The following is a 20,607-nucleotide window of genomic DNA, read 5'->3' on the forward strand; positions in this document are numbered from 1 at the left end:
GCGTTGGCTGACCGGCCGCGCGCTGGCCGACCGGCCGTGAGTCCGGGCGTGTCGGGCCGATCCTCGATCAGAGGAAGGCCCGGCCCTCGCCCCGGTAGGTCGGAACGGTACCCACGACCCGGCCCGACTCCACCAGGTGCAACTCCCCGACATGTTCCGCCAGCTCGCCCGCCTTGGCGTGCCGGAACCAGACCCGGTCACCGATCCGCAGTGATCCGGCGGCGGTGCCGGTCAGCGGAGTCTGCACCTCGCCGGCCCCCTCCAGGCGGGTCAGCCGTAGACCCGGCGGAAGCCACGGGGTGGGCAGTCGGCCCCGGGAGGCCGGTCCGGAGGCGACCCAGCCACCACCGAGGAGGGTCGCCATCCGCGCGGTGGGACGGCGCACGACGGGCAGTGCGAAGAACGCCGCCGGCCGGGGTCGCCAGCTCCGGTACGCGTCGAAGAGCGTCGGTCCGTACAGGCCGGACCCGGCGGTGACCTCGGTTATCGCCGGGTCCGCCGCGGTCAGCGCGATACTGCCGGTACCGCCGCCGTTGACGAATTCCAGGTCGGCGTGGTCGCGCACCACGGCCACCGCCGCCGCGCGCCGGTGTGCCAGCTCCCGGTACGAGCGCCGTTGCAGCAGTCGGATGGTGGCACCGCGTACGGACTGCCGGGGCGGTGCGTCGCCGAGCCCCGCGATCTGTGCCTCGTACGACATCAGGCCCACCAGCCGGAATCCCGGCCGCTGCGCGATCGCGGCGGCCAGCGCGCCGGCCTCGGCGGGTGAGTGCAGCGGCGAGCGGCGCGTGCCGATGTGCAACCGGCCGCCGAAGGTGCCGGAGAGCGGGCGCCAGGAGGCGTCCAGGTCGAGACAGGTCCGGATCTCCTCCGCCCTGGAGCCTGCCGGGGCGACCGCGTCGATCAGGTCGAGGTGGGCGGTGCTGTCGACCATCAGACAGATCGCGGCGGCCAGTTCGGGCTCCGCCGCCAGTTGGGCCAGCGCCTGCCGGTCGGCGGTGGGGTAGCCGACCAGGGCGTCGTCGGTCACGCCGCCGCGGACCAGCCAGATCGCCTCGGCCAGCGTGTAGGTCATCACTCCCTGCCAGCCGGGTCGGGCCAGGGCCCGGTCGAGCAGGGCGCGGCAGCGCAGGGACTTGCTGGCGATCCGGACCGGCTTCCCACCGGCCCGACCCACCAGGGCGGTGGCGTTGGCGTCGAACGCGTCGAGGTCGACCACGGCGAGGGGAGGGTCGAGGTGCGCGGTCGCCCGATCCAGGCATCGGTGCAGGTGGTCGCGTTCGGTGGCCATTCGTGCACGCTAACCTCTGGGGCTGAAATGCGAAACCGTCTCGCGTATCCGGTCGGCCGTCCGGGAGGTCCCCGGGGCTCCGGCTCCGGGGAATGTCGGGGTCGGGGCGGATCCGTACCGCGATTAGAGTGTGGTCGGGGGAGCCCAGCCATGGGCCGGGGCGTGGAGGGGTGCGGCCATCGACGACAACGACAGGAGCGCGGGGCGCACGACGCCGCCGCCCGGCACATCCGCGCCCGTGCCCACCGCCGGTCCGGTCGACCGGACCGGCTACCAGGCGCTCCGCTCGGTGCTGCGGATCCGTCCGTTCCGCCGGCTGTGGCTGGTGCTGGGTGCCGCCTCCTTCGGTGACTGGCTCGGCCTCCTCGCCACCTCCGTCTTCGCCTCCAGCCAGGTCACCGGCGACACGGCGAAAGGGCTCGCCTTCGGCGCCGTGATCGCGGTCCGGTTGCTTCCGGCCCTGGTGCTCGGCCCGGTCGCCGGGGTGCTGGCCGACCGGTTCGACCGCCGTATCACGATGGTCGTCTGCGACCTGCTCCGGTTCGTGCTCTTCGCCTCGATCCCGCTCGCCGCCCTGCTGGACGTCGGTGGCGGCCTGGTGGTCGGCTGGGCGGCGGTCGCCACCTTCCTGATCGAGGCGATCACGCTGATCTGGATTCCGGCCAAGGAGGCTGCGGTCCCGAACCTGATCCCCCGGACCCGGCTGGAGGTGGCCAACCAGCTCACGCTGATCACCACCTACGGACTCACCCCGGTGCTGGCCGCGGTGAGCATCGCCGTGCTGGACCGGAGCATCCGGGCGGCCTCCGCCGGTCCGCCGCCCGGCTGGGCCGACCCGACCCAGCTGGCGCTCTACTTCAACTCGCTGAGCCGGCTGGCGACCGCGCTGGTGGTCTTCTTCGGCATCCGGGAGATCAGCGGTCGCGGTGGTCACCGCGAGAACACCGGCAGGGCCGAACAGGGCGTGCTGCGCCAGTTTGTCGACGGCTGGCGGTTCATCGGCAAGACCCCGCTGGTCCGGGGCCTGGTGCTCGGCATCTTCGGCGCCTTCGCCGGCGGCGGCGTCGTGATCGGTACGGCGAACTTCTTCACCAAGTCGCTGGCCGCCGGTGACGCGGCGTTCTACCTGCTCTTCGGTGCGATCTTCCTCGGCCTCTCGGCCGGCATCGGGCTGGGGCCGATGATCGTCCGGGAGATGTCCCGGCGGCGCTGGTTCGGCATGAGCATCGTGCTGGCCAGCGCCTCGGTGCTGGTGCTGGCCGGCTCGATCCACCTCTCCATGGCGATCCTCGGTGCGGTCCTGGTCGGCGCCGGCGCCGGGATGGCCTTCCTGGCCGGCATCACCCTGCTCGGCGGCGAGATCGCCGACGAGGTACGCGGCCGGGTCTTCGCCGTGGTGCAGACCGGCACCCGGCTGGTGCTGATCCTGGCGATCTCGGTCAGCAGCCTGCTGGTCGGCGTCGGTGGCTCCTGGCGGCTGCGCATCGCCGACCTGGGCGTCTCGGTCTCCTCGACCCGGCTGCTGCTGTTGATCGCCGGCGCGGTCGGGATCTTCACCGGGATCAAGGCGTTCCGCCAGATGGACGACAAGCCGGGCGTGCCGGTGCTACCCGACCTCTGGGGCTCGATCCGGGGCCGGCCGCTCTTCCCGGCCGAGCCGTTCGCCTCGACCGGCGCCTTCATCGTCTTCGAGGGCGGTGAGGGCGCGGGCAAGTCGACGCAGGTGAGCAGGCTGGCGGAGACGCTGCGCCGGCAGCACCACGAGGTGGTGGTGACCCGGGAGCCGGGGGCGACCGGCATCGGCGAGCAGATTCGCAGCCTGGTGCTGGGCCGCACGGCCGGCCCCGAGGCCGTCGCACCCCGGGCGGAGGCGTTGCTCTACGCGGCCGACCGGGCTCATCACGTCGCCAGCGTGGTCCGCCCCGCACTTGCCCGGGGCGCGGTGGTGATCAGCGACCGTTACGTCGACTCGTCGCTCGCCTACCAGGGCGCCGGCCGGACCCTGCCGGTCGAGGAGATTTCCTGGCTCTCCTCCTGGGCCACCGGCGGGCTCAAGCCCGACCTGGTGGTCCTCCTCGACATCGAGCCCCGGGCCGGTCTGTCCCGGGTGGGTGCCCGGGGTGGCGACCCGGACCGGCTGGAAGCCGAGTCGCTCGACTTCCACGACCGGGTCAGGTATGCCTTCCTCGACCTGGCGGCCGTCGACCCGAAGCGCTACCTGGTGCTCGACGCCGCCCGGCCCGCCGACGAACTCGCGGCGGCGGTGGCCGAGCGGGTCACCGGGATGCTCGCCGACCCGGACCTGGCCGCTCATCCGGAGCTGGCGAGCCCGCCGGACACCTCGGCCCGACCGGAGTTATCCGAAGCCGAGCTGCGTGCCGAGGCGGAACTGCGTGCCGAAGCCGAGGCGGAGGCACGCGCCGAGGCCGAGCCACCGGTTGGGGCCGAGCCGCCTGCCGGAGCGGCGGAGCGGGGTGCCGGGGTGCAACGGGGTGCCGGTGGTGCGGAGGCGCGCCACAGTGGTGGTGCGGCGGACCGTGTCGGTGGTGGGCAGGGCGGCTTCGAACTCGAACGGCGGCCCTGATGCCCGAGGTCTTCGCCGACCTGGTGGGGCAGCCGGAGGCGGTCGGCACCCTTCGCCGGGCGGCCGCCGCGGCGGAGGCGATCCGGGCGGCCGCCGCGGCGGAGACCGTCCCGGCCGCCGACAGCACCGGAACCGCCTCGGTCGAGGTGGCCACCGCCGGAAGCGCGATGACGCACGCCTGGATCTTCACCGGCCCCCCCGGCTCCGGGCGTTCGGTCGCGGCCCGGGCGTTCGCGGCAGCCCTGCAGTGCCTCCGGGGCACCGGCTGCGGCGAGTGCGCCGGCTGCCACACGACCCTCGCCGGGACGCATGCCGACGTCCGGTTCGTGGTGCCCGAAGGGCTCTCCATCGGGGTGAGCGAGATGCGGGCGCTCGTGCTGCGGGCGGCCAGCACCCCGAGCGGAGGACGCTGGCAGGTGCTCGTCATCACCGACGCCGACCGGCTCACCGAGGCGGCCGGCAACGCGCTGCTCAAGGCGATCGAGGAGCCGTCGCCACGTACCGTCTTCCTGCTCTGCACCCCGTCGACGCATCCGGACGACATCTCGGTGACCATCCGTTCCCGCTGCCGGGTGGTGGCGCTGCGCCAGCCACCGGCCGAGGCGGTGGCGGCGGTGCTCCGGGACCGCGACGGCATCGGGCCGGATGTGGCCGCCTGGGCGGCCGCGGCCGCCCAGGGGCACGTCGGCCGGGCACGCCGGCTCGCCCGCGACCCGGACGCGCGCAGGCGACGGGAGGCGGTGCTGGCCCTGCCGCGCAGGCTGACCGGTGTCGGCGCCTGCTTCGACGCCGCCTCCGCACTGATCGACGCGGCCGAGGCCGAGGCGGCGGCGGCCGTGGCCGAGACCGACGCGGCCGAGCGGGCCGCCCTGGAGACCGCGCTCGGCGCCGGTGGTACCGGCCGGGGCGCGACCAGCGCGATCCGGGGCGCGGCCGGGCAACTCAAGGACCTCGAACGCCGGCAGAAGTCGCGGGCCACCCGGGCCCAGCGGGACGCGCTGGACCGGGCCCTGGTCGACCTGGCCGGCTTCTACCGGGACGTGCTGACCGTCTCGTTGCGGGCACCGGTCGAGCCGGTGCACACCGATGTCGCCGGGATGGCGACCACCGCGGCCGGAAGGTGGACCCCCGAAGGCACACTGCGCCGGCTGGAGGCGGTGCTCGGCTGCCGGGCGGCGATCGAGACCAACGTCAAGCCGCGGATCGCCGTCGAGGCGATGATGCTTGCCCTCTGGCGGGGCTGAACACCGCTGCCCGAGGGTGACCGGCACCGATCGGAGCAGCTGGGCTGGCCGGATCCGGGAGATCGGTCCTGATCGGGTAGATCTTGGGCGAAGGGTTCCCTTCGGGTGGTCCGCCCGGTACGGTTCGGTGCCGTAACGCAGCGAGGGTGACACATTCGGTGAGCGACGCGCTCGGTTTCACCACAGCGGGAGGGCCTGCCGGTGACGCGGGAGATCGACCAGTCGTGGGTCGAGGAAGCGATCGAGCGGTATCGGCGCATCGAGGCGCTGCAGGCCGAGTTCGACGAGGCGATCCGCCGGGTCGAGGTCACCGTCCGCTCGCCGGACGGACTGGTCGAACTGGTCGTCAGCGCCGCCGGGTCGGTCAACGACGTACGGTTCCTCGGGCCGTTGCACACCCGTACCGGATCGGAGGTGGCCCGATCGGTCCGGACCGCCATCACCGCGGCCGACGACGCCGCCCGGTGGGCCCGGGAGAAGCTCCACACCGAGACGTTCGGCGGGTACCGCCGACTGACGGAGGCATGAGTGGAGGCCCTGCGGGAGCTCGCCGGCCGGCTCGACGCCGCTTCCGGCACCCTCGCCGATCTCGCCCGCCGGCTGCCGTACGCCGGGCCGGACGGTGGCGCAGTCGTCGCCGACGGACCGGGGCGGCTCGGAGAGGTCGGCGCGAGCCTGCACCGGCAGTGGGTGGCCGCGCTCGACGCCCGGGGGCGGGAGCTGTTGGCAACGGCCGAGACGCTGACCGACACCGGTGCCGCGCTGCGGATCGCCGGCATCGGCTACGCGGAGAGCGACGCGGCGGCGCAGCGACGGTACGCGGAGGAGGCGTGATGGACGATGTCCTCGATCAGCTCGCCGAGCCGGCCGTCGAGCTGTCCGGGCGGGTCGACGACGTCCTCGCCGCCGCCGGTGCGCCGGCCGGGCACCGGATCTGGCCGCTGCTCCGCCGGCTCCGGGTGCTGCCCGGCGACGCCGTGCAGGCGGTGATCGAGCTGCGCCCCGGTGCGATGGCCGGCGCCGAGCAGGTGACCGGGGACCTGCGCCGGGCCTACGAGGAGGTCCGGGCAACGCTGGCCGAGGGCGGTTCGTGGCAGGGTCCGGCCGCCGAGGCGTACGCGGCACACCGCAGTGCCCTGACGGAGCACGTGGCCGGGTTGACCGGTCGGGTCGACGCCACGGCCGCGTACGCCGAGGCGGTCGCCTACTGGATTGCCGACACCCGCCGGGCGCTGGCCCGTACGGTCGGCGACGTGCTCGGCTCGGCGGAGGCGGTCGCCGTGGTGACGGCCGCCCGGGCCGGCGTCGGTCCGTCGGTCGTACCGGCCGCCGCCGAGATCGGCGCCCGGATCCTGGCCACGGTCGCCGAGGCGTACGACCGGGCGGAGGTGCTGCCGCAGCGGTGGGTGGCGGAGCTGGAGGTCCTGGCCCACCGGCCGCCGGACGCCCCGGCGATGGGCCCCGGCGGCGGCCGGATCGTCCTGTGACCGTGCGGCCGTCGTAGGGTGAAGCACATGGGCATGCTGTGCGCGGTCAGTTTCAACCGTTACGGCCGCCTCTACTACCTCGATCCCGGGGAGCTGCGGCCGGCGGTCGGCGACCGGGTGCTGGTCCCGACCGACGAGGGCACCGAGGTGGCGGAGTGCGTCTGGGCCGCGCAGTGGGTGTCGGAGGACACCAGCGGCTTCCCCCGGCTGGCGGGCCTGGCCGGCGAGGAGGACCTGCGCCGCGACGAGATGCTGCGCAAGCGCAAGGCGGAGGCGAAGGTGGCCGCGAAGCGGCTGATCCGGGAGCACGGGCTGCCGATGAAGGTGGTTGCCGTCGACCACGTCGTCGAGTCGGCTCCGAACGGGTCGTCGAGCGGATCGCGGACCACCATCTACTTCACCGCGCCGCACCGGGTCGACTTCCGTTCCCTGGTCCGCGATCTCGGCGCCACCCTGCACTGCCGGGTCGAGCTGCGGCAGCTCTCGGCACGCGACTCCGCGCGGGTGCAGGGCGGCATCGGCTCCTGCGGGCGCGACCTGTGCTGCGCCACCTTCCTGACCGACTTCGAGCCGGTGACCATCCGGATGGCCAAGGATCAGGATCTGCCGCTCAACCCGCTGCGCATCTCCGGTGCCTGCGGCCGGCTGATGTGCTGCCTGAAATACGAGCACCCGCTCTATGCGGAGAGCGGCAGCTATCCGAGCCCCGGCCAGCGGGTGGAAACACCGGACGGGCAGGCGAAGGTGGTCTCCAGGCACCCGCCGAGCGAGACGGTGACCGTCCGACAGCTCTCCGACGGCAGCGTGCGCCGGTGTGCCCTGTCGGAGGTCTGCGGATCCCGCCGCGCCTACGAAGAGCGCTGACCGCCGGAGACGGCCGCCGTCCGGCGGGCCCCGGCCGCCCGCCGACGCCCGGGGCGGCGGAGAGCGGTCAGCGGAGCGTGAACGGCGGTTCGGCGAGACGGAGTGGTAGTGGCTGGGTGGGCGTCAGCCAGGCGGCGTCCGGAGCGCCGTCGGGCTCGGCCTGCCAGCGCCGGCAGATCCGGTCGACCGCGACCGGATAGCCGGTCAGGGTGCCGTCGGCGGCGATGTGCAGTCGGAGGAAGCTCTTGGCGTCCTCGATCCCCTGCCCGGCGAAGAGTTCGTTGAGGTTGACCCCGAACGAACCGGCGACCAGCAGGTAGAGCGCGGTGAGCTGGCTGGCGACCAGACCCGCGACCGGCCCGTAGACCACCGCCGCGGCGACCACCGACATCGGCCACGGCCAGGTGTGGAAGAAGAGCTGCAGCCAGATCCAGGTGCCGGCGGCGGCCAGCCCGACATGGGCGAAGCCGTGGCAGAGCCCGAGGATCCAGTGCCGGGCGTGGCGCTTCCCGCTGGCGCTGGGCGGCTTGGCGAAGAAGACCGCGCCGAGCAGCGTGACGACCAGCATGGCGGCGAGCGGGATGCTGAAGAGCCGCTGCGCCGCCGCCTCGGAGCGCGGCGCCACCACTCCGGCCATGGCGAGCATCAGCAGGGTGTGCAGCCCACCGAGCAGCGTGGCGAAGCCCGGGTTGCGCAGCGGAAGCCGGCCGAAGATGCCCCAGCCGTACCGCCGGGACCGGCCCGGTTCCGGATAGCGGGCGGCCAACTCGTACGACTCGCTGGTGCTGGCCCGCCGGACCAGAGTGTCCTTCGGCGGTACCTCGATGCGGACGGGCAGCTTGTGGGTGGGGTAGAGGTAGGCCCCGCCGCCACCGCAGGTGACCAGCTCGCGGTCCGGACCGGTGTAGCGGGCGTAGTGGTGCAGGTCGCCGGAGAGCAGCAGCCGCACCCGGGCGCCGGTCGGCGCGACGATGGTACGGATGAAGTAGTCGATGGTGTCGTACTCGCCCGGCTTGTCGACGGCCTTGAGCCAGGCCGGCTCCGGCACGGCGATGATCACCCGTGACTCGGCGGTGAGCTGCTGCGCCGCCTCCTCGAAGTAGCGCAGTTGCGGGTCGTCGAGGTAGGAACCGGCCTGCGAGTCCAGCCCGAAGAGCCACCAGCCGGCCGGCAGCTCGACGGCGAAGTAGGAGCGGCTCTGCGGCGTACGCCAGCCGCCCACGTTGTCGTCCCGGGAGCGGACGAAGAGCCGGAGGAAGGCGGTGAGGCCGTCGTACCAGTCGTGGTTGCCGGGGAGGGCGTAGAGCACCGGCTGCGGGCCGTCGGCCGGCGGCTGCGGCAGCGCCGCCTGGTAGGGGCCCTTGGACCGGTTCTCGTACGCCTCGCCGCTCGCGGTCGGATAGACCTGGTCACCGCCCATCAGCAGCATCTGGCCGCGCGGAAGCTGGTGCCCGTCGGTGGTGAGTTCGGGGCGGGAGAGGAGGTAGGCGACCGAGTAGGTGGCGTCGAAACCGTCACCGAGGTCGGCGACGTAGTCCAGCCACAGGTCGCCGTCCGGGCCGACCTGCCGGGTCACCTCGCTCGGCAGCGAGTTCTGTAGCTCGCGCTTGTCGAGGTAGGCGCCGAAGAGGAACGCCAGCAGCGTACGCAGCCCGGTGCTGATCAGCAGCAGCGGCGCGAGCCACGGCACCGGGCGCTGTGGGGTGAAACCGAGCTCACGGGGATCGAGGCTGCCGGGACGGGGTGGGGCCGCGGGTTGCACCGGGATCGGCGGTGCCTGGTGATCGGTCATCGGTGGCAGCGTAGTCCGGCGGGGCCCGGACGACTGTCCGCGTACCGACCGTTGTCTGCTCCGCGGAGCGGCCGTCCTCCGCTGCGCCGGGCTGCCGGCCGGCGGGCCGGCGCGCTCGTCGGAAACCCGTGGCACGGGCCGGCGACGGGTGTCGTAGACTGGCCGGCGTCGCCGCCTTAGCTCAGTCGGTCAGAGCGACGCACTCGTAATGCGTAGGTCGACGGTTCGATTCCGTCAGGCGGCTCAGGGAGAGGCCCTGACCAGCGGTTTCGCTGGTCAGGGCCTCATTTCATCGATGTAGTTTTGAATCGCCCCCCGAAAACCACCAGCACGGAGGCTTGCGGGGCTGCACGAGCTGAGCGCCGGGTTCGGGTCTACCCGGCACGACCAGTGTGTCCCCACTTGGTCAAGATGCAGCGATGTCCGCCAGTGCGGTCAACCCGCGCTTGACATGGCGTCGATGCGCCAGTTTCCTGGATTTGATTGATTGCAGTCGATAAATGGTCGGTGTCAATGAAGGGACAGCCGTGCGTACCCCATCCCACTGCCGCGGCGCCGCCGCGCGGACCAGCGCCGCACTCATCGCCGTCATTCTGCTCGGCGCATCCCCCGCCGCCGCGCGGTACGGCGGACCGACCGGCCCAACGACCCCGACCGCGCTCTGGGCCAGCACCAACGGCACCGCGATCAGCCTGACCTGGCAGCAACCGCCCAGCGGGCCACGGGTCCACTCCTTCCGGGTGTACGAGGGCGGAGAAGTGGTCGCCCGCACCACCACCACGTCGGCGACGATGAACGTGCCCTTCGGCTCGTCGCACGCGTACACCGTCACCGCTGTCGACCGGAACGGGCGGGAGTCGGCGCCGACCGACCCGGTGACCGGCCGGTCCTGGCTCTCCGGGGTCAACCCGGAGTGCCTGCCGACCCCGACCCTGCCGATCACCGTCACCGCCGTCACCGCGTCGGCGGTCTCGCTCTCCTGGCCCCGGCACCCGCTCGGCGGTGAGTTGGAACTGCGGGTGGACGGCGTCAGCCTGGGCTGGACATCGCTGACCAGCGCCCGGGTGGGCGGTCTGGCGCCCGCCACCGATCACCAGATCCGGCTCTACCGGCTCGACCAATGCGGTCCCGGACCGACCGAACCGGTCGGCTCGACCAGCGCCACGACCGCCGCCGGTGATTCCGCGCGGCCCGCCCCGCCTGCCGGGCTCACCGTCACCGGGCGTACCGACACCACAATCAGCCTGGCCTGGACGGCGCCGGACGGACCGCCGCCGGACCGGTACGCGGTCTACGAGGGCGGCACCCGGGTCGCCGTCACAGTCGGCACCACGGCCACCGTTCAACGGCTCTTCCACGCCACCTGGCACCGCTTCACCATCGCCGCGCTCGATTCCGCCGGCAACGAGTCGACGCACAGCCCAGCGGTGTCGGCCGGTACCGAGACCTGCCTGAGCAGCCCGCCCCAGCCGGTCGGGCTGACGGCGACCGCGCTCTCCCCGTCGTCGGTGCGGCTCGGCTGGACCTTCGACGCCACCGCCACCTCGTACACCATCTGGGACGGTGACACGGCTGTCGCCACCTCCCGCTACCCGGAGACGGTCGTCTCCGGTCTGCCGTCCGCGTCCCGACACGTCTATCGGGTCAGCGCGACCCTTCCCCAGTCCTGTGGCGAGACCCCACGCTCCGCCCAGGCGCGGGTCACCACCACACCCGGTCCCGCCGCCCGGCCAGCGGCACCGGCGTCGCTCGAGGTCACCGGCAACGCCCCCGGCAACTGGCCCACCGACGCTCGGCTCACCCTGGCGTGGTCTGCCTCCACCGGAGGCGAGCCCGCTATCAGCTACCGGGTGTACGAGGGCGCGACCGTCGCCGGAACGGCCGACGGGACCCAGCTGACGTTGGCGGTGGGCGGGGCGACGTGGCACACGTACACGGTGGTCGCCGTCGATGCCGCCGGCAACGAGTCGGCGGCTAGTCCGCCGGTGACCGCGCAGGGCAGGTTCTTTCCGCCGCCGTAGGGCAGACGACGCCGCCCAAAGGGTTCCGGCCGGGTCCGTCCGTAGGGCCGGTGACGGCCGGACACAGCCGGGACAGATGATGAAGGCCGCTGACTGGGCTTGCCCTGGTCAGCGGCCTTGTCGTGCAGGTCAGGACGAGTGCCCGGCGGGATGCCAACCTGCGCAAGCCCCAGCGGCAGCGATGCGCCCCGCCAGGTTGCCGCCCCGCTCACCCCCCCGAAAACCCCTGCCGACGGTCGACCAGTGGCGACAAACAATGATCATCTTGCCCGGTCGTTTGTGCAGGTCAGCGCCAAACACTGACAGTCGATGACGACGTCAAGATCCCAGGGTTCGACGAGCGTAGGTCGACGGTTCGATTCCGTCAGGCGGCTCAGGGTAGCTGAGGCGGTGGTCTTCACCAGCAGGTACGTGCTGCCGATGGAGCCGACCGGCCCGGAGATCTGCCGGCGCGGGCCGGGACTCAGGGGACGCCTGCGGCCGTGCGTCCCCTGAGCTCATCGACGCTCGCGGTGCCGAGCTCAGCCTGAACGGCTGGACGCACGACCGTGCCGTACAGCTCGATCGTCCTGAGGACCTCTCGTTGTGGTACGGCACCGGTGTCGATGTGGATGTAGGAGCGCACCTGGCCCCAGTGCTCGTGCATGAGCAGGATGCGCTCGATGATCTCCTCCGGTGAGCCGATCAGCAGACCGCCCTGCGCTCCGGTGTCCTGGTCGTACCGTTCGCGGGTAGGTGGGAGGAAGCCGCGCTGCTCGCCGACGACCTTCATGAACTGGTGCCAGTGCGGCCAGAAGGTGTCGCGGGCCTTCCTTCCGTCCTCCATCAGGAACCCGGGCGAGCCGAGCATGAGGAGGGTCTGCTGCGGGGTGTTTCCGAACTTCTCGGCGGCGCGCCGGTACAAATCGGCGATGCCGGCGTTGCGGATGGCGTTTCCGCCCAGAACGCCGGTGGCCATCGGAAGCCCCAGCCGCGCGGCGCGAACCACGGAGCCGGGGTTGCCTCCGACACCGAGCCAGATGGGGATCGGGCCGTGCTCGGCGCGCGGCGGAATGTACTCGCCGTTGAGGTCCGGGCGGGTCCTGCCCCGCCAGACGACCCGCTCATGCTGGTTGATTTTCATGAGTAGATCGAGCTTCTCGGCGAACAGTTCGTCGTAGTCCTTCAGGTCGTACCCGAAGAGGGGAAACGATTCGATCGAGGAGCCGCGGCCGGGGATCAGTTCGACGCGCCCGTTCGAGATCGCGTCGACCGTCGAATACTGCTCATACACGCGGACCGGGTCGTCCGTGCTGAGCACAGTTACCGCGGTGGAGAGCTTGATCCGGCTGGTCTGCGCGGCGATCGCCGCGAGGACCGGCGCGGCGGCCGACCCCGGGAACTCCGGAGTGTGGTGCTCACCAACACCGAACCAGTCCAGGCCGACCTGCTCGGCCAGCACACCGGACTCCACAATGTTGCGGATGGCCTGCGCCTCCGGGATGCGCTTACCCGTCTCGGGGTCCCAGTTCGCGTCGCCGAACGCGCCGATGCCCAATTCCATTACTGCCTACTCTCTATCTCGCTTGAACTCATACGCCGCAGCCGGTCAGCGACGGGCTTGCGCGACGTTCTCGCGGACAGCGGGGGCGACCTCGGCGCCGAAGCGCGCGAGGGTGCTGGGGTCGTCGCCGCCGATGATGAAGGCGCTGATGCCGTGGTCGAGCGCGAGCAAGGTAAGCCGGTCGATCCACAACCGCGCAGGGCCGTCGAGGAAGCCCTGCCCGGTGGAGGTGAGATCGGCGCGCATGAAGTTCATCAGGCGCCGGATCTCAGCGGGCTCACGTCCGGCTTCGCGGGCGGCGTCGTCGATGCGGTCGTTGGCGTCGGCGAGACCTTGGAGGCCACCGTCGATGTATTCGATGCTGGGCAGCCACCCGTCGGCGAGGGCGCCGGTGAGGGCGAGCATGCGCGGCTTGTAGGAGCCGACCCAGATCGGGATCGGATGGTGTGCGTAGGGGGCGCGGTCGCCGTCGATGACTCGGTAGAAGGGGCCGTCGTGGTTCAACGGAGCCTGCTCGCTGGGGTCCCAGGCGTCGCGGATGATCCCGATCGCCTCCTTCAGGGCGGAGATGCCCTGCCCGGTGGTCAGCCGGCGCACACCCAGGCGGGCGATGCCGTCCCAGAACGCGCCGGCACCGATGCCGAGCCGAAATCGGCCGCCGGAGAGCCGGTCGACGGTCGCCGCGGCACGGGCCAGACCTAGCGGGGGCCGCAGCGGCAGGCTGGTCACGTTGGCGCTGACCGCGATCTTCTTCGTCTGTGCGGCGACGTAGGTGAGCAGGGTCGAGGTGTCGTGGAAGGAGGACTGGTAGGGGTGATCCTGGAACGTCACCAGGTCCAGGCCCGCTTGCTCGGAGACGACCGCGAGGTCGACGCCGTGCCGTGCGGGCTGCGCGACGGGGGTGACGAAGCTGCCGAACAGCAGGTCGTGGCCGTAATCAGTCATGCCGCTCTCTCCGTCTCGGCCGTACTGCCGCCGGTCATGGCGCTGACCGGAGGCTCGGTGGGCGGGATGTTGAAGTTGTCGCGGAACAGGTTGGTGGGGTCGTACCGGGCCTTGAGGTCCCGCAACCGCGCGAGCACGGGGGCGGGAAAGGCATCCAGGAGGCGTTCGGGGCGCTGGTCGGTCTCGAAGCTGAGGTAGAGGCCGTCGAAGTGCGGTCGCAGCCGGACCCACTCGGCCGCCAGACGGTCGTCACTGGAGCTCATCGCGGTCAGCTGGAACTGCGGGGATCGGTGGCTGAACGCCATCGCGTCCGGCGGCACCTCGGTGATGGCGCCGCCCATCGCGCGCAGCTCAAGGAAGTAGACCAGATCGGTGCTCAACAGTTCGGCCACATCGTGCGCGAACTGGCGGGTCAGCCCGGGGAGGAACGCCGAGCGGGAGACCGGCTCGCCGAAGCCCTGCTGGCCCGCGGGTCCGATGTCGGCGGCATTGCCCATCACCCCGGAGTAGTCGGTCATGACTACGTGCTGGCGGGCGAGTTGACCGAGATCCAGGAACGGGGTCAGCCGCTCGATGACAATGTCCGGGTCGGGGTTGTCGACCACCGCGTAAAGGGAGACCACCCACTGACCCTGGCGTTCCCGACCCGTGACGAGGAACACGGTCGTGTCCCGCGGCGCCTGGCTCGCCAGTTGCCCGTAGCGGTAGAGAGATTTCTCGATGTCGGAGGAGACGAGGGTGAGCTGTGCCCAGCCGACCTGGCCGACCACGGAGGTCTCGAACTCGAACGCGGTCGCGATGCCGAAGTTCGCTCCCGCTCCGCGCACGGCCCAGAACAGGTCGGGGTTCTCCGTGTCGGACGCGCGGACGGGCGTGCCGTCGGCCAGCACCAGCTCCACCGCCCGCAGGTGATCGATCGTGAGACCGTGCTTGCGGGACAGCAGCCCGATGCCACCGGCTGTGGCCAGCCCGCCGACGCCCACACCGCCGTAGTCCCCGGAGCCGAGAGCCCACCCGTGGGCGACCAGAGACTGGGCCACCCGCTTCCAGGTGCGGCCCGGCCCGATACGCACCAGCCGGCGCGACTCGTCGAGCACCTCGAGGTGGTCCATCGCCCCGACGCTGATCACCAGCCCGCCCCGGTTGGTGGAACGGCCGCTGATGCCGTGACCGGCGCTCCGCACCCCGAACGGGACGTCCCGATGGTCGTGGGCGAACGCGATCGCATCGGCGACCTGCGCCACGGTCTGCGGGCGCAGCACGAGACCCGGGGCGCCGCCACGAAGGTAGGTCGACGAAACAGCACGATGCTCGGGGTCGCCGGGCTCGATCGCCCGCGCCGTCAAGCTCGTCGGCACCGCGTCGTAGTCGATGCCCGCCACCCGCTGGGCCAGTGCGAGTGCGGAGCGTTGCGGGCGCCCAGCCGGGGCCTGCGGCTCAGGGGCCGCCGCCAGCGGTGCGAGACGAGTCACATCGTCAACGGTGCGGACGGGCACGACGGGGATGCCGGCACCGGCGGCATCACGAATCGCGTCGGCATCGGCACCCGCATCCACGGCCGTCCAGCGGATTCCGGGCGGTAGGGTGCGCTCCGGGGCGAGTGTGGTGAGCGTCGCCACTGCCTTCTCCGCAACCGCAGACACCACCGAGTCAGCGTCCGTGGGGTCGTACGGCTCTTCACGGGGGCAGATGCCGACGCGGATGTGGTCGGCGACCCCAGCGATCCACGTCGCCACTGTCCAGGTATCCGCGTGCCGGCGCCCGGTCACCAGGGCCATTCCAATCCCGTTCGCCTCCGCGGCCTGCGCGAGAGCGACCAGCTCGTCCGCTCCGCTGCTGTCCGCGTCCAGCAGCACACCGATCTCCACTCGACACCTTCTTCTGTCTGTCTCACAACTAGTATGTCTGCCAAACGATAGCGTAGGAGGATGCGAAATGATTCCCGACCAGGCGGCTGAGCGTGCGGTGGGCCAGGGTGCGCGTACCACGGTGGGCGTCATCGGCTTCGGCAAGGTCGGCACGGTGCTTGCGCGTCTCGCCCACGTCGCCGGCTACCGCGTCCTGGCTGCGGGGTCGGGCGATCCTGCCGCCATCTCGCTCAGCGCCGAAGTCCTCACGCCGGGCGTGGAGACCGGCTGGGCGCAGGAGGTTGCCGAGACCGCCGACATCGTGATCCTCGCTGTCCCGCTGCGTGCGTGCCGGGATCTTCCCGCCGCACAGCTATCGGGAAAGATAGTCGTCGATGCCATCAACCACTGGCTCGAGACCGACGGCCCTCGCGCGGACTGGCTCGACGCGGACGAGACTTCCAGCGAGCGCCTCCAGCGTGCGCTGCCCGGGGCCCGACTCGTGAAGGGCTTCAACCATCTCGGCTATCACGACCTCGATGAGCGATCCCGGCCGCACGGAACATCACACCGGGTTGCTGTCGGGCTGGCCTCCGACGACGCCGATGCCCTCAGCCAGGTGGCAGCTCTCGTGGACACCCTGGGATTCGACCCCGTGCCTGTCGGCCCGCTGCGCAGCGGGCGTGTGCTTGAACCGGGAGGGCCGATCTTCGGCGACGTCCTCGGCGCCGAGGCACTCCAGGTACGGCTCAGGCGCGCGGCCTGACCGACTCGCAGCGGGCCTGTGCGATGACCCTTTTGCGTCACCGAGATCACCGCACTGTTTGTTTCACATCCGATCGACGTACCCTCGACATGTGGACGCGTGCAACCCGGAGGCAGGCATGAGTTCCCCGACGGTCGGCATCCCGGGTTCGGACCTGGGCTGGTATCTCGGGGTGATCCTGCGCAGTTGGCACGAGCGTGTCGAGCAGGCCGTCGAAGGCGTGCCGCATGGAACGCGCGGGTATCAGATCCTCTCGGTCGTCGGGCACAACAACCCCCCCACACAGAGCGGGCTTGCCAAGCACTTGCGGATCGACAAGACGGTGATGCCTTACGTCATCGACGCGCTCGAGAATGCGGGTCTGGTGGAGCGGAAGACCGATCCTGCCGATCGTCGGGTGCGGCGGATCGCGATCACAGCGGATGGCGCGGCGAGGCTGACGGAGCTGGAGGCCAAGGTCCGGGCTGCCGAGGATGCGGTGTTCGAGGGCGTGCCGGCTCCGCTGCGGCGCGTGTTCGTCGACAACGCGGCGCAGCTCGCCGTCTCCATCCACAACAATCAGCCCGCACTTGATCCCTGTGTAGCGGTGCTGGACGCCCTGGTCGACCCCGCACTGGGGTCGGTACAGCCTTAGCGGTGCCCACGTCGGCCTCGACTCGGAGCCGGACGCCTGTGGAGCACCCGCAAGCCGTCGAGGTCGGCGAGGGTCGCTGCGTGCTGTCTCGCGACCGAAGAACTGCTCCATGACTCGGGTCGCGCTGGAGCTGACGGTGTCGGCGTGCGGGGCCGGAGTTGCCAAGGGTGGGCGAGAGGATCGGTGCGTGGCCTACGCGGCCCGGCAGTACCTCGGGTGATGTGACCCAGCCCACGAACGGCCCGTTCGCTCTCCGGTTACGCCTTCCGGGCATGACGTTTCAATCCGCGCCGAAGCGTAGGCCGGCACCTCACCCGCCGCGCCGACCGCGCCGCTCGGGCTATCCGTCGAATGACCTGACCGAGCCGGGTATGGGGCGCTAGGTGATTCGGTACGCCGTCCGGGAGCCGAGGCCGGGTCCATCAGCGGCCCGCCGGTCGGGCCGCCACCATCCCCGAATCGAGCAGCAGTGCGCCCGGTACGCCGGCTCCCACAGCCGTCGGCGTGCCGGGCGGACCCGACAGAATCCCACGACAGCCTCCCGGAGGAGGGTCGGGATCGTGTCCGTCACCCCTGACGACGAGACGCCCCTGTGTTTCGGTGTGCTCGGGCCCGTGCGGGTCTGGCGTGCGGGCGTGGGGGTGGACCTCGGCCCTCGCCAGCAACGACTCATCCTGGGGCTGCTGCTGACCCACGCGGGTCAGCCCGTCAGCGTCGGCGAGATCGTCGGGGTGTTGTGGGACCAGCGGCCACCGCAGAGCGCCGTGAACGTCGTGCACCGCTACGTCGGCGCGCTGCGGCGTCTGTTCGAGCCCGGCCTGCCGGCCAGATCCGCCGGACGTTGGCTGCTGGGCGACGCCGCCGGGTACCGGATGCGGGTCGACGCCGACAACCTGGACCTGCTGAGGCTGCGCGCTCTTGCCGAACAGGCCAGGTCGGACGAGAGCGCCGGGCGGCTCGCCGAGGCGATGTCGGCCTACGAGGAGGCACTCGGCCTGTGGCGTGGCCCCTGCGGCGGGGCCTCGAAGCTTGGTGCGAACGATGACCTGGCGTTCAGTGTCATCGACCACGAATGCGCCGACCTGGCCCGCGAGGCCACCTCGTTGGCGTTGCGCCTGGAGCGCGCCCGGATCGTCCTCCCGGTGCTGCGCTGCGTGGCGGAGCAGCGCCCGTGGGACGAGGCGTTGCAGGCCCGGCTGCTGCTGGCGTTGTCCGCCGACGGTCAGCAGGCCGAGGCCATCGCGCGGTACCAGAGCGTCCGTCGCCGGCTCGCCGACGAGTTGGGTGTGGACCCGGGTGAGGAGTTCCGCGAGGCGTACCAGACGGTGCTGCGGCAGGACGCGGCCGGGCCGGCGGAGCCGGGTGCCGACGGGGCTCCGGTCCCGGGCGTGCCCCCGGGCCGGATACGGATCGCCCGGGCGCCGTCGCGTACCGAGGTGCTGCCCGCACAGTTACCGGCCGACCTTCCGGATTTCACCGGTCGCGACGACGCCCAGCGCCGGATGCTCAGCCTGGTCAACGGGCACGTGTTGACACAGGTGTCGATGCCGGTGCTCGCCATCGACGGCATCCCCGGCATCGGAAAGACGTCGCTCGCCATCCACCTCGCCCACCAGTTGGCCGACGCGTATCCCGACGGGCAGCTCTACGTCGACCTGCAGGGTTTCGACCCCGAGCAGTCCCTGCTGCACCCCGCCGAAGCGCTGCAGGGGTTCCTCAACGCCCTCGGCGTTCCGGACACCGACATGCCGGCGAGCCAGCACGCCCGGTCCGGCCTGTACCGCAGTGTCCTGGCCGGCCGTCGCATCCTGGTCGTGCTGGACAATGCCCACAGCGTCGAGCAGGTCCGGTCCCTGCTGCCCGGTGCGCCCGGCTGCCTGGTGCTGGTCACCAGCCGCAAGCGCCTCACCGGGCTGGCCACGGCGCACGGCGCCCACCTGATGACGCTCGACGTCCTGTCTCCGCAGGACGCGCGCCGCTTCCTGACCGCGCGGATCGGGCCGGCGCGTACCGGCGCCGCCCCGGCGGCCCTCGACGAGATCATCGAACGGTGCGGTCGCCTTCCGCTGGCGCTGGCCGTGGTCGCCAGCCGGGCCCTGTCCCATCCGGACCACTCGCTGACCGCCATCGCCCGGGAACTAGGGGACGCCCAGGGCAGCCTGGACGGCTTTTCCGACGTGGGCAACGACATCCGGGCGCTCTTCTCCTGGTCGTACCGGATGCTCGGCACCGGGGCGGCGCGCATGTTCCGGCTGCTGTCGCTGCGCCCCGGCCCGGACCTCACCCTCCCCGCGATGGCCAGCCTCGCCGGTGTACCCCTGGTGGAGGCGCGGCTGCTGGCCGGCGAGCTGGTCGGCACCGGGCTGATCGCCGAACACACGCCGGGTCGCTTCAGCACGCACGACCTCATCTGGGCCTACGCCCGGGAGTTGGCCGACCTGCACGAGGACCACGAGGCCAGGGAGCAGGCATTCCACCGGCTCGTTGAGCACTACCAGCACACGGCGTACGCGGCCAGTCTGCTGCTGGGCCCCGAGTCGACGCTGGACGCGCCGGCGGTGACGGACGCGGTTGTCGTCGGCCGCCCGGGCGACGTGCAGGAAGCCACCGCGTGGCTCACCGCTGACCGGGACGTCCTCAAGGCCGTGATCCACAGTCAGGTCGACGGTGGGAACGCGGCGGCGGCGTGGCGCCTGGCGCTGAGCCTGTGGCCGTTCTACCAGCGCGAGGGCTGGTGGCACGACTGGGCGACGGTGTCCCGGGTCTGCCTCCGGGCGGCCACCGCCGCCGGTGACGACATCGGCCGCGCCCACATGCTGCGCAGCCTGGCCGGCGCGGAGTACGCGCTGGGGGACAACGACGCTGCCGCGCGCCTCCTGCGTCAGGCGCTCGACCTCGTCAACGGGCTGGGGCACCGGCTGGAGCAGGCACTGGTGTACCGCGATCTCGGGCAGGTCAGCTTCGCGCGGGAGGACTACCTCGGCGCCGTGGCCTACCAGCAGCGCGCGCTTCGCCTCGTCGAGTCGCTCGACGATCTGCCCAACCAGGTGTCGGTCCTGTCTCGGCTCGCCACCGCGTACGCCGGTCTCGGGCGACCCGACGCCGGCGCGGCCCTGGTCGACCGGGCCCTGGTGATCGCCGAGGCAAGCGGTGATCTCGATGGGCAGGGGCTGTGTCACGAGGCCCTGGCCCATGGCCATCGGGCTCGCGGGGACCTGTACGCCTCGCTGGCGGACTTCCGGCGGGCGGCCGACACGTACCGGCGGGCCGGGTCGCGCATGAACACGGTGCGGTGCCTGTTGCGCCTCGGCGACAGCGCGCTGGCCCTGGGCGATCGGGCCGGCGCCCGCGACGCGTGGCAGGAGGCACTGGATCTGGTCGGTCACCTCCGGGTACCGCAGGTGACCGAGCTTCAGGACCGGCTGACCCGCCTCGTCGAGGCGACGCCCGCCTCAGCTCAGGGCCGTCCTGGCTGAACTTCCCGACGGCCGTTCCGTCGTTCGGGGTATGGCGATACGCGAATTCCGCGTCGGGCCGGGACCGGGCGCTGGAATCCGCTGTCGGAGCCACCATCGGTTACGTCGCCGCT

Annotated in this window: 14 protein-coding genes, 1 tRNA gene and 1 pseudogene; 11 read left to right on the plus strand and 5 right to left on the minus strand. The window is 71.9% G+C overall.

From position 1 onward, the window contains the following. Positions 1–67 precede the first annotated feature (67 nt). Positions 68–1,291: an amino acid deaminase/aldolase gene (locus ACN28C_RS07845; protein ID WP_422772873.1), complete on the minus strand. Its 1,224-nt coding sequence runs from the start codon at positions 1,289–1,291 to the stop codon at positions 68–70. A 325-nt stretch (positions 1,292–1,616) separates the two neighbouring features. On the opposite strand from ACN28C_RS07845, the gene tmk reads away from it, so the two are divergent. From tmk to ACN28C_RS07875, 6 genes and pseudogenes are all read left to right on the plus strand, one after another. After that, positions 1,617–3,875: a dTMP kinase gene (tmk, locus tag ACN28C_RS07850; RefSeq protein ID WP_422774578.1), complete on the plus strand. Its 2,259-nt coding sequence runs from the start codon at positions 1,617–1,619 to the stop codon at positions 3,873–3,875. A gap of 65 nt (positions 3,876–3,940) precedes the next feature. Beyond that, positions 3,941–5,119: pseudogene (locus tag ACN28C_RS07855) on the plus strand (DNA polymerase III subunit delta'); the annotation flags it as partial. A gap of 201 nt (positions 5,120–5,320) precedes the next feature. Next, complete coding sequence (locus ACN28C_RS07860; protein WP_422772874.1) at positions 5,321–5,647, plus strand: YbaB/EbfC family nucleoid-associated protein; 327 nt, start codon at positions 5,321–5,323, stop codon at positions 5,645–5,647. After that, entirely contained in the window at positions 5,648–5,953 is a 306-nt protein-coding gene (locus tag ACN28C_RS07865) for a hypothetical protein (protein ID WP_422772875.1), read from the plus strand. Continuing rightward, entirely contained in the window at positions 5,953–6,606 is a 654-nt protein-coding gene (locus ACN28C_RS07870) for a hypothetical protein (protein WP_422772876.1), read from the plus strand. The genes ACN28C_RS07865 and ACN28C_RS07870 overlap by 1 nt, the downstream gene beginning before the upstream one ends. 27 nt (positions 6,607–6,633) lie before the next feature. Continuing rightward, complete coding sequence (locus ACN28C_RS07875; protein WP_422772877.1) at positions 6,634–7,470, plus strand: PSP1 domain-containing protein; 837 nt, start codon at positions 6,634–6,636, stop codon at positions 7,468–7,470. A 67-nt stretch (positions 7,471–7,537) separates the two neighbouring features. Here the strand turns inward: ACN28C_RS07875 and ACN28C_RS07880 are convergent, their stop codons facing one another. After that, complete coding sequence (locus tag ACN28C_RS07880; protein ID WP_422772878.1) at positions 7,538–9,262, minus strand: metallophosphoesterase family protein; 1,725 nt, start codon at positions 9,260–9,262, stop codon at positions 7,538–7,540. A 170-nt stretch (positions 9,263–9,432) separates the two neighbouring features. Here ACN28C_RS07880 and ACN28C_RS07885 point away from each other — a divergent pair. Together ACN28C_RS07885 and ACN28C_RS07890 are read left to right on the plus strand one after the other, a co-directional pair. Next, a tRNA-Thr gene (locus ACN28C_RS07885) sits at positions 9,433–9,506 on the plus strand. Positions 9,507–9,789: 283 nt separating this feature from the next. Then, the gene (locus tag ACN28C_RS07890) at positions 9,790–11,283 is read left to right on the plus strand and encodes a fibronectin type III domain-containing protein (RefSeq protein WP_422772879.1); all 1,494 of its coding nucleotides are present in this window, start codon (positions 9,790–9,792) and stop codon (positions 11,281–11,283) included. Positions 11,284–11,746: 463 nt separating this feature from the next. Here ACN28C_RS07890 and ACN28C_RS07895 read toward each other — a convergent pair whose 3' ends face one another. The 3 genes from ACN28C_RS07895 to ACN28C_RS07905 are packed head-to-tail and all read right to left on the minus strand — an operon-like array spanning position 11,747 to position 15,627. Further along, positions 11,747–12,826 (minus strand): LLM class flavin-dependent oxidoreductase, encoded by a 1,080-nt coding sequence (locus ACN28C_RS07895; RefSeq protein WP_422772880.1) that lies wholly within the window; start codon positions 12,824–12,826, stop codon positions 11,747–11,749. Positions 12,827–12,871: 45 nt separating this feature from the next. Then, positions 12,872–13,771, minus strand: coding sequence for an LLM class flavin-dependent oxidoreductase (locus ACN28C_RS07900; protein WP_422772881.1), 900 nt, complete (start codon positions 13,769–13,771; stop codon positions 12,872–12,874). Then, entirely contained in the window at positions 13,768–15,627 is a 1,860-nt protein-coding gene (locus ACN28C_RS07905) for an FAD-binding oxidoreductase (protein ID WP_422772882.1), read from the minus strand. Before ACN28C_RS07905 ends, ACN28C_RS07900 begins: the two co-directional genes overlap by 4 nt. 79 nt (positions 15,628–15,706) lie before the next feature. On the opposite strand from ACN28C_RS07905, the gene ACN28C_RS07910 reads away from it, so the two are divergent. The 3 genes from ACN28C_RS07910 to ACN28C_RS07920 all read left to right on the plus strand — a co-directional run bounded on the left by ACN28C_RS07910 (position 15,707) and on the right by ACN28C_RS07920 (position 20,494). After that, complete coding sequence (locus tag ACN28C_RS07910) at positions 15,707–16,384, plus strand: NADPH-dependent F420 reductase (RefSeq protein ID WP_422772883.1); 678 nt, start codon at positions 15,707–15,709, stop codon at positions 16,382–16,384. A 91-nt stretch (positions 16,385–16,475) separates the two neighbouring features. After that, positions 16,476–17,018 carry a MarR family winged helix-turn-helix transcriptional regulator gene (locus tag ACN28C_RS07915; RefSeq protein WP_422772884.1) on the plus strand — a complete coding sequence of 181 codons (543 nt, stop codon included), beginning with the start codon at positions 16,476–16,478 and terminating at the stop codon, positions 17,016–17,018. A 560-nt stretch (positions 17,019–17,578) separates the two neighbouring features. Beyond that, entirely contained in the window at positions 17,579–20,494 is a 2,916-nt protein-coding gene (locus tag ACN28C_RS07920; RefSeq protein WP_422772885.1) for an AfsR/SARP family transcriptional regulator, read from the plus strand. Positions 20,495–20,607 lie beyond the last annotated feature (113 nt).

The sequence above is a fragment of the Plantactinospora sp. WMMC1484 genome (assembly GCF_049315195.1).
Taxonomy (GTDB): domain Bacteria; phylum Actinomycetota; class Actinomycetes; order Mycobacteriales; family Micromonosporaceae; genus Plantactinospora.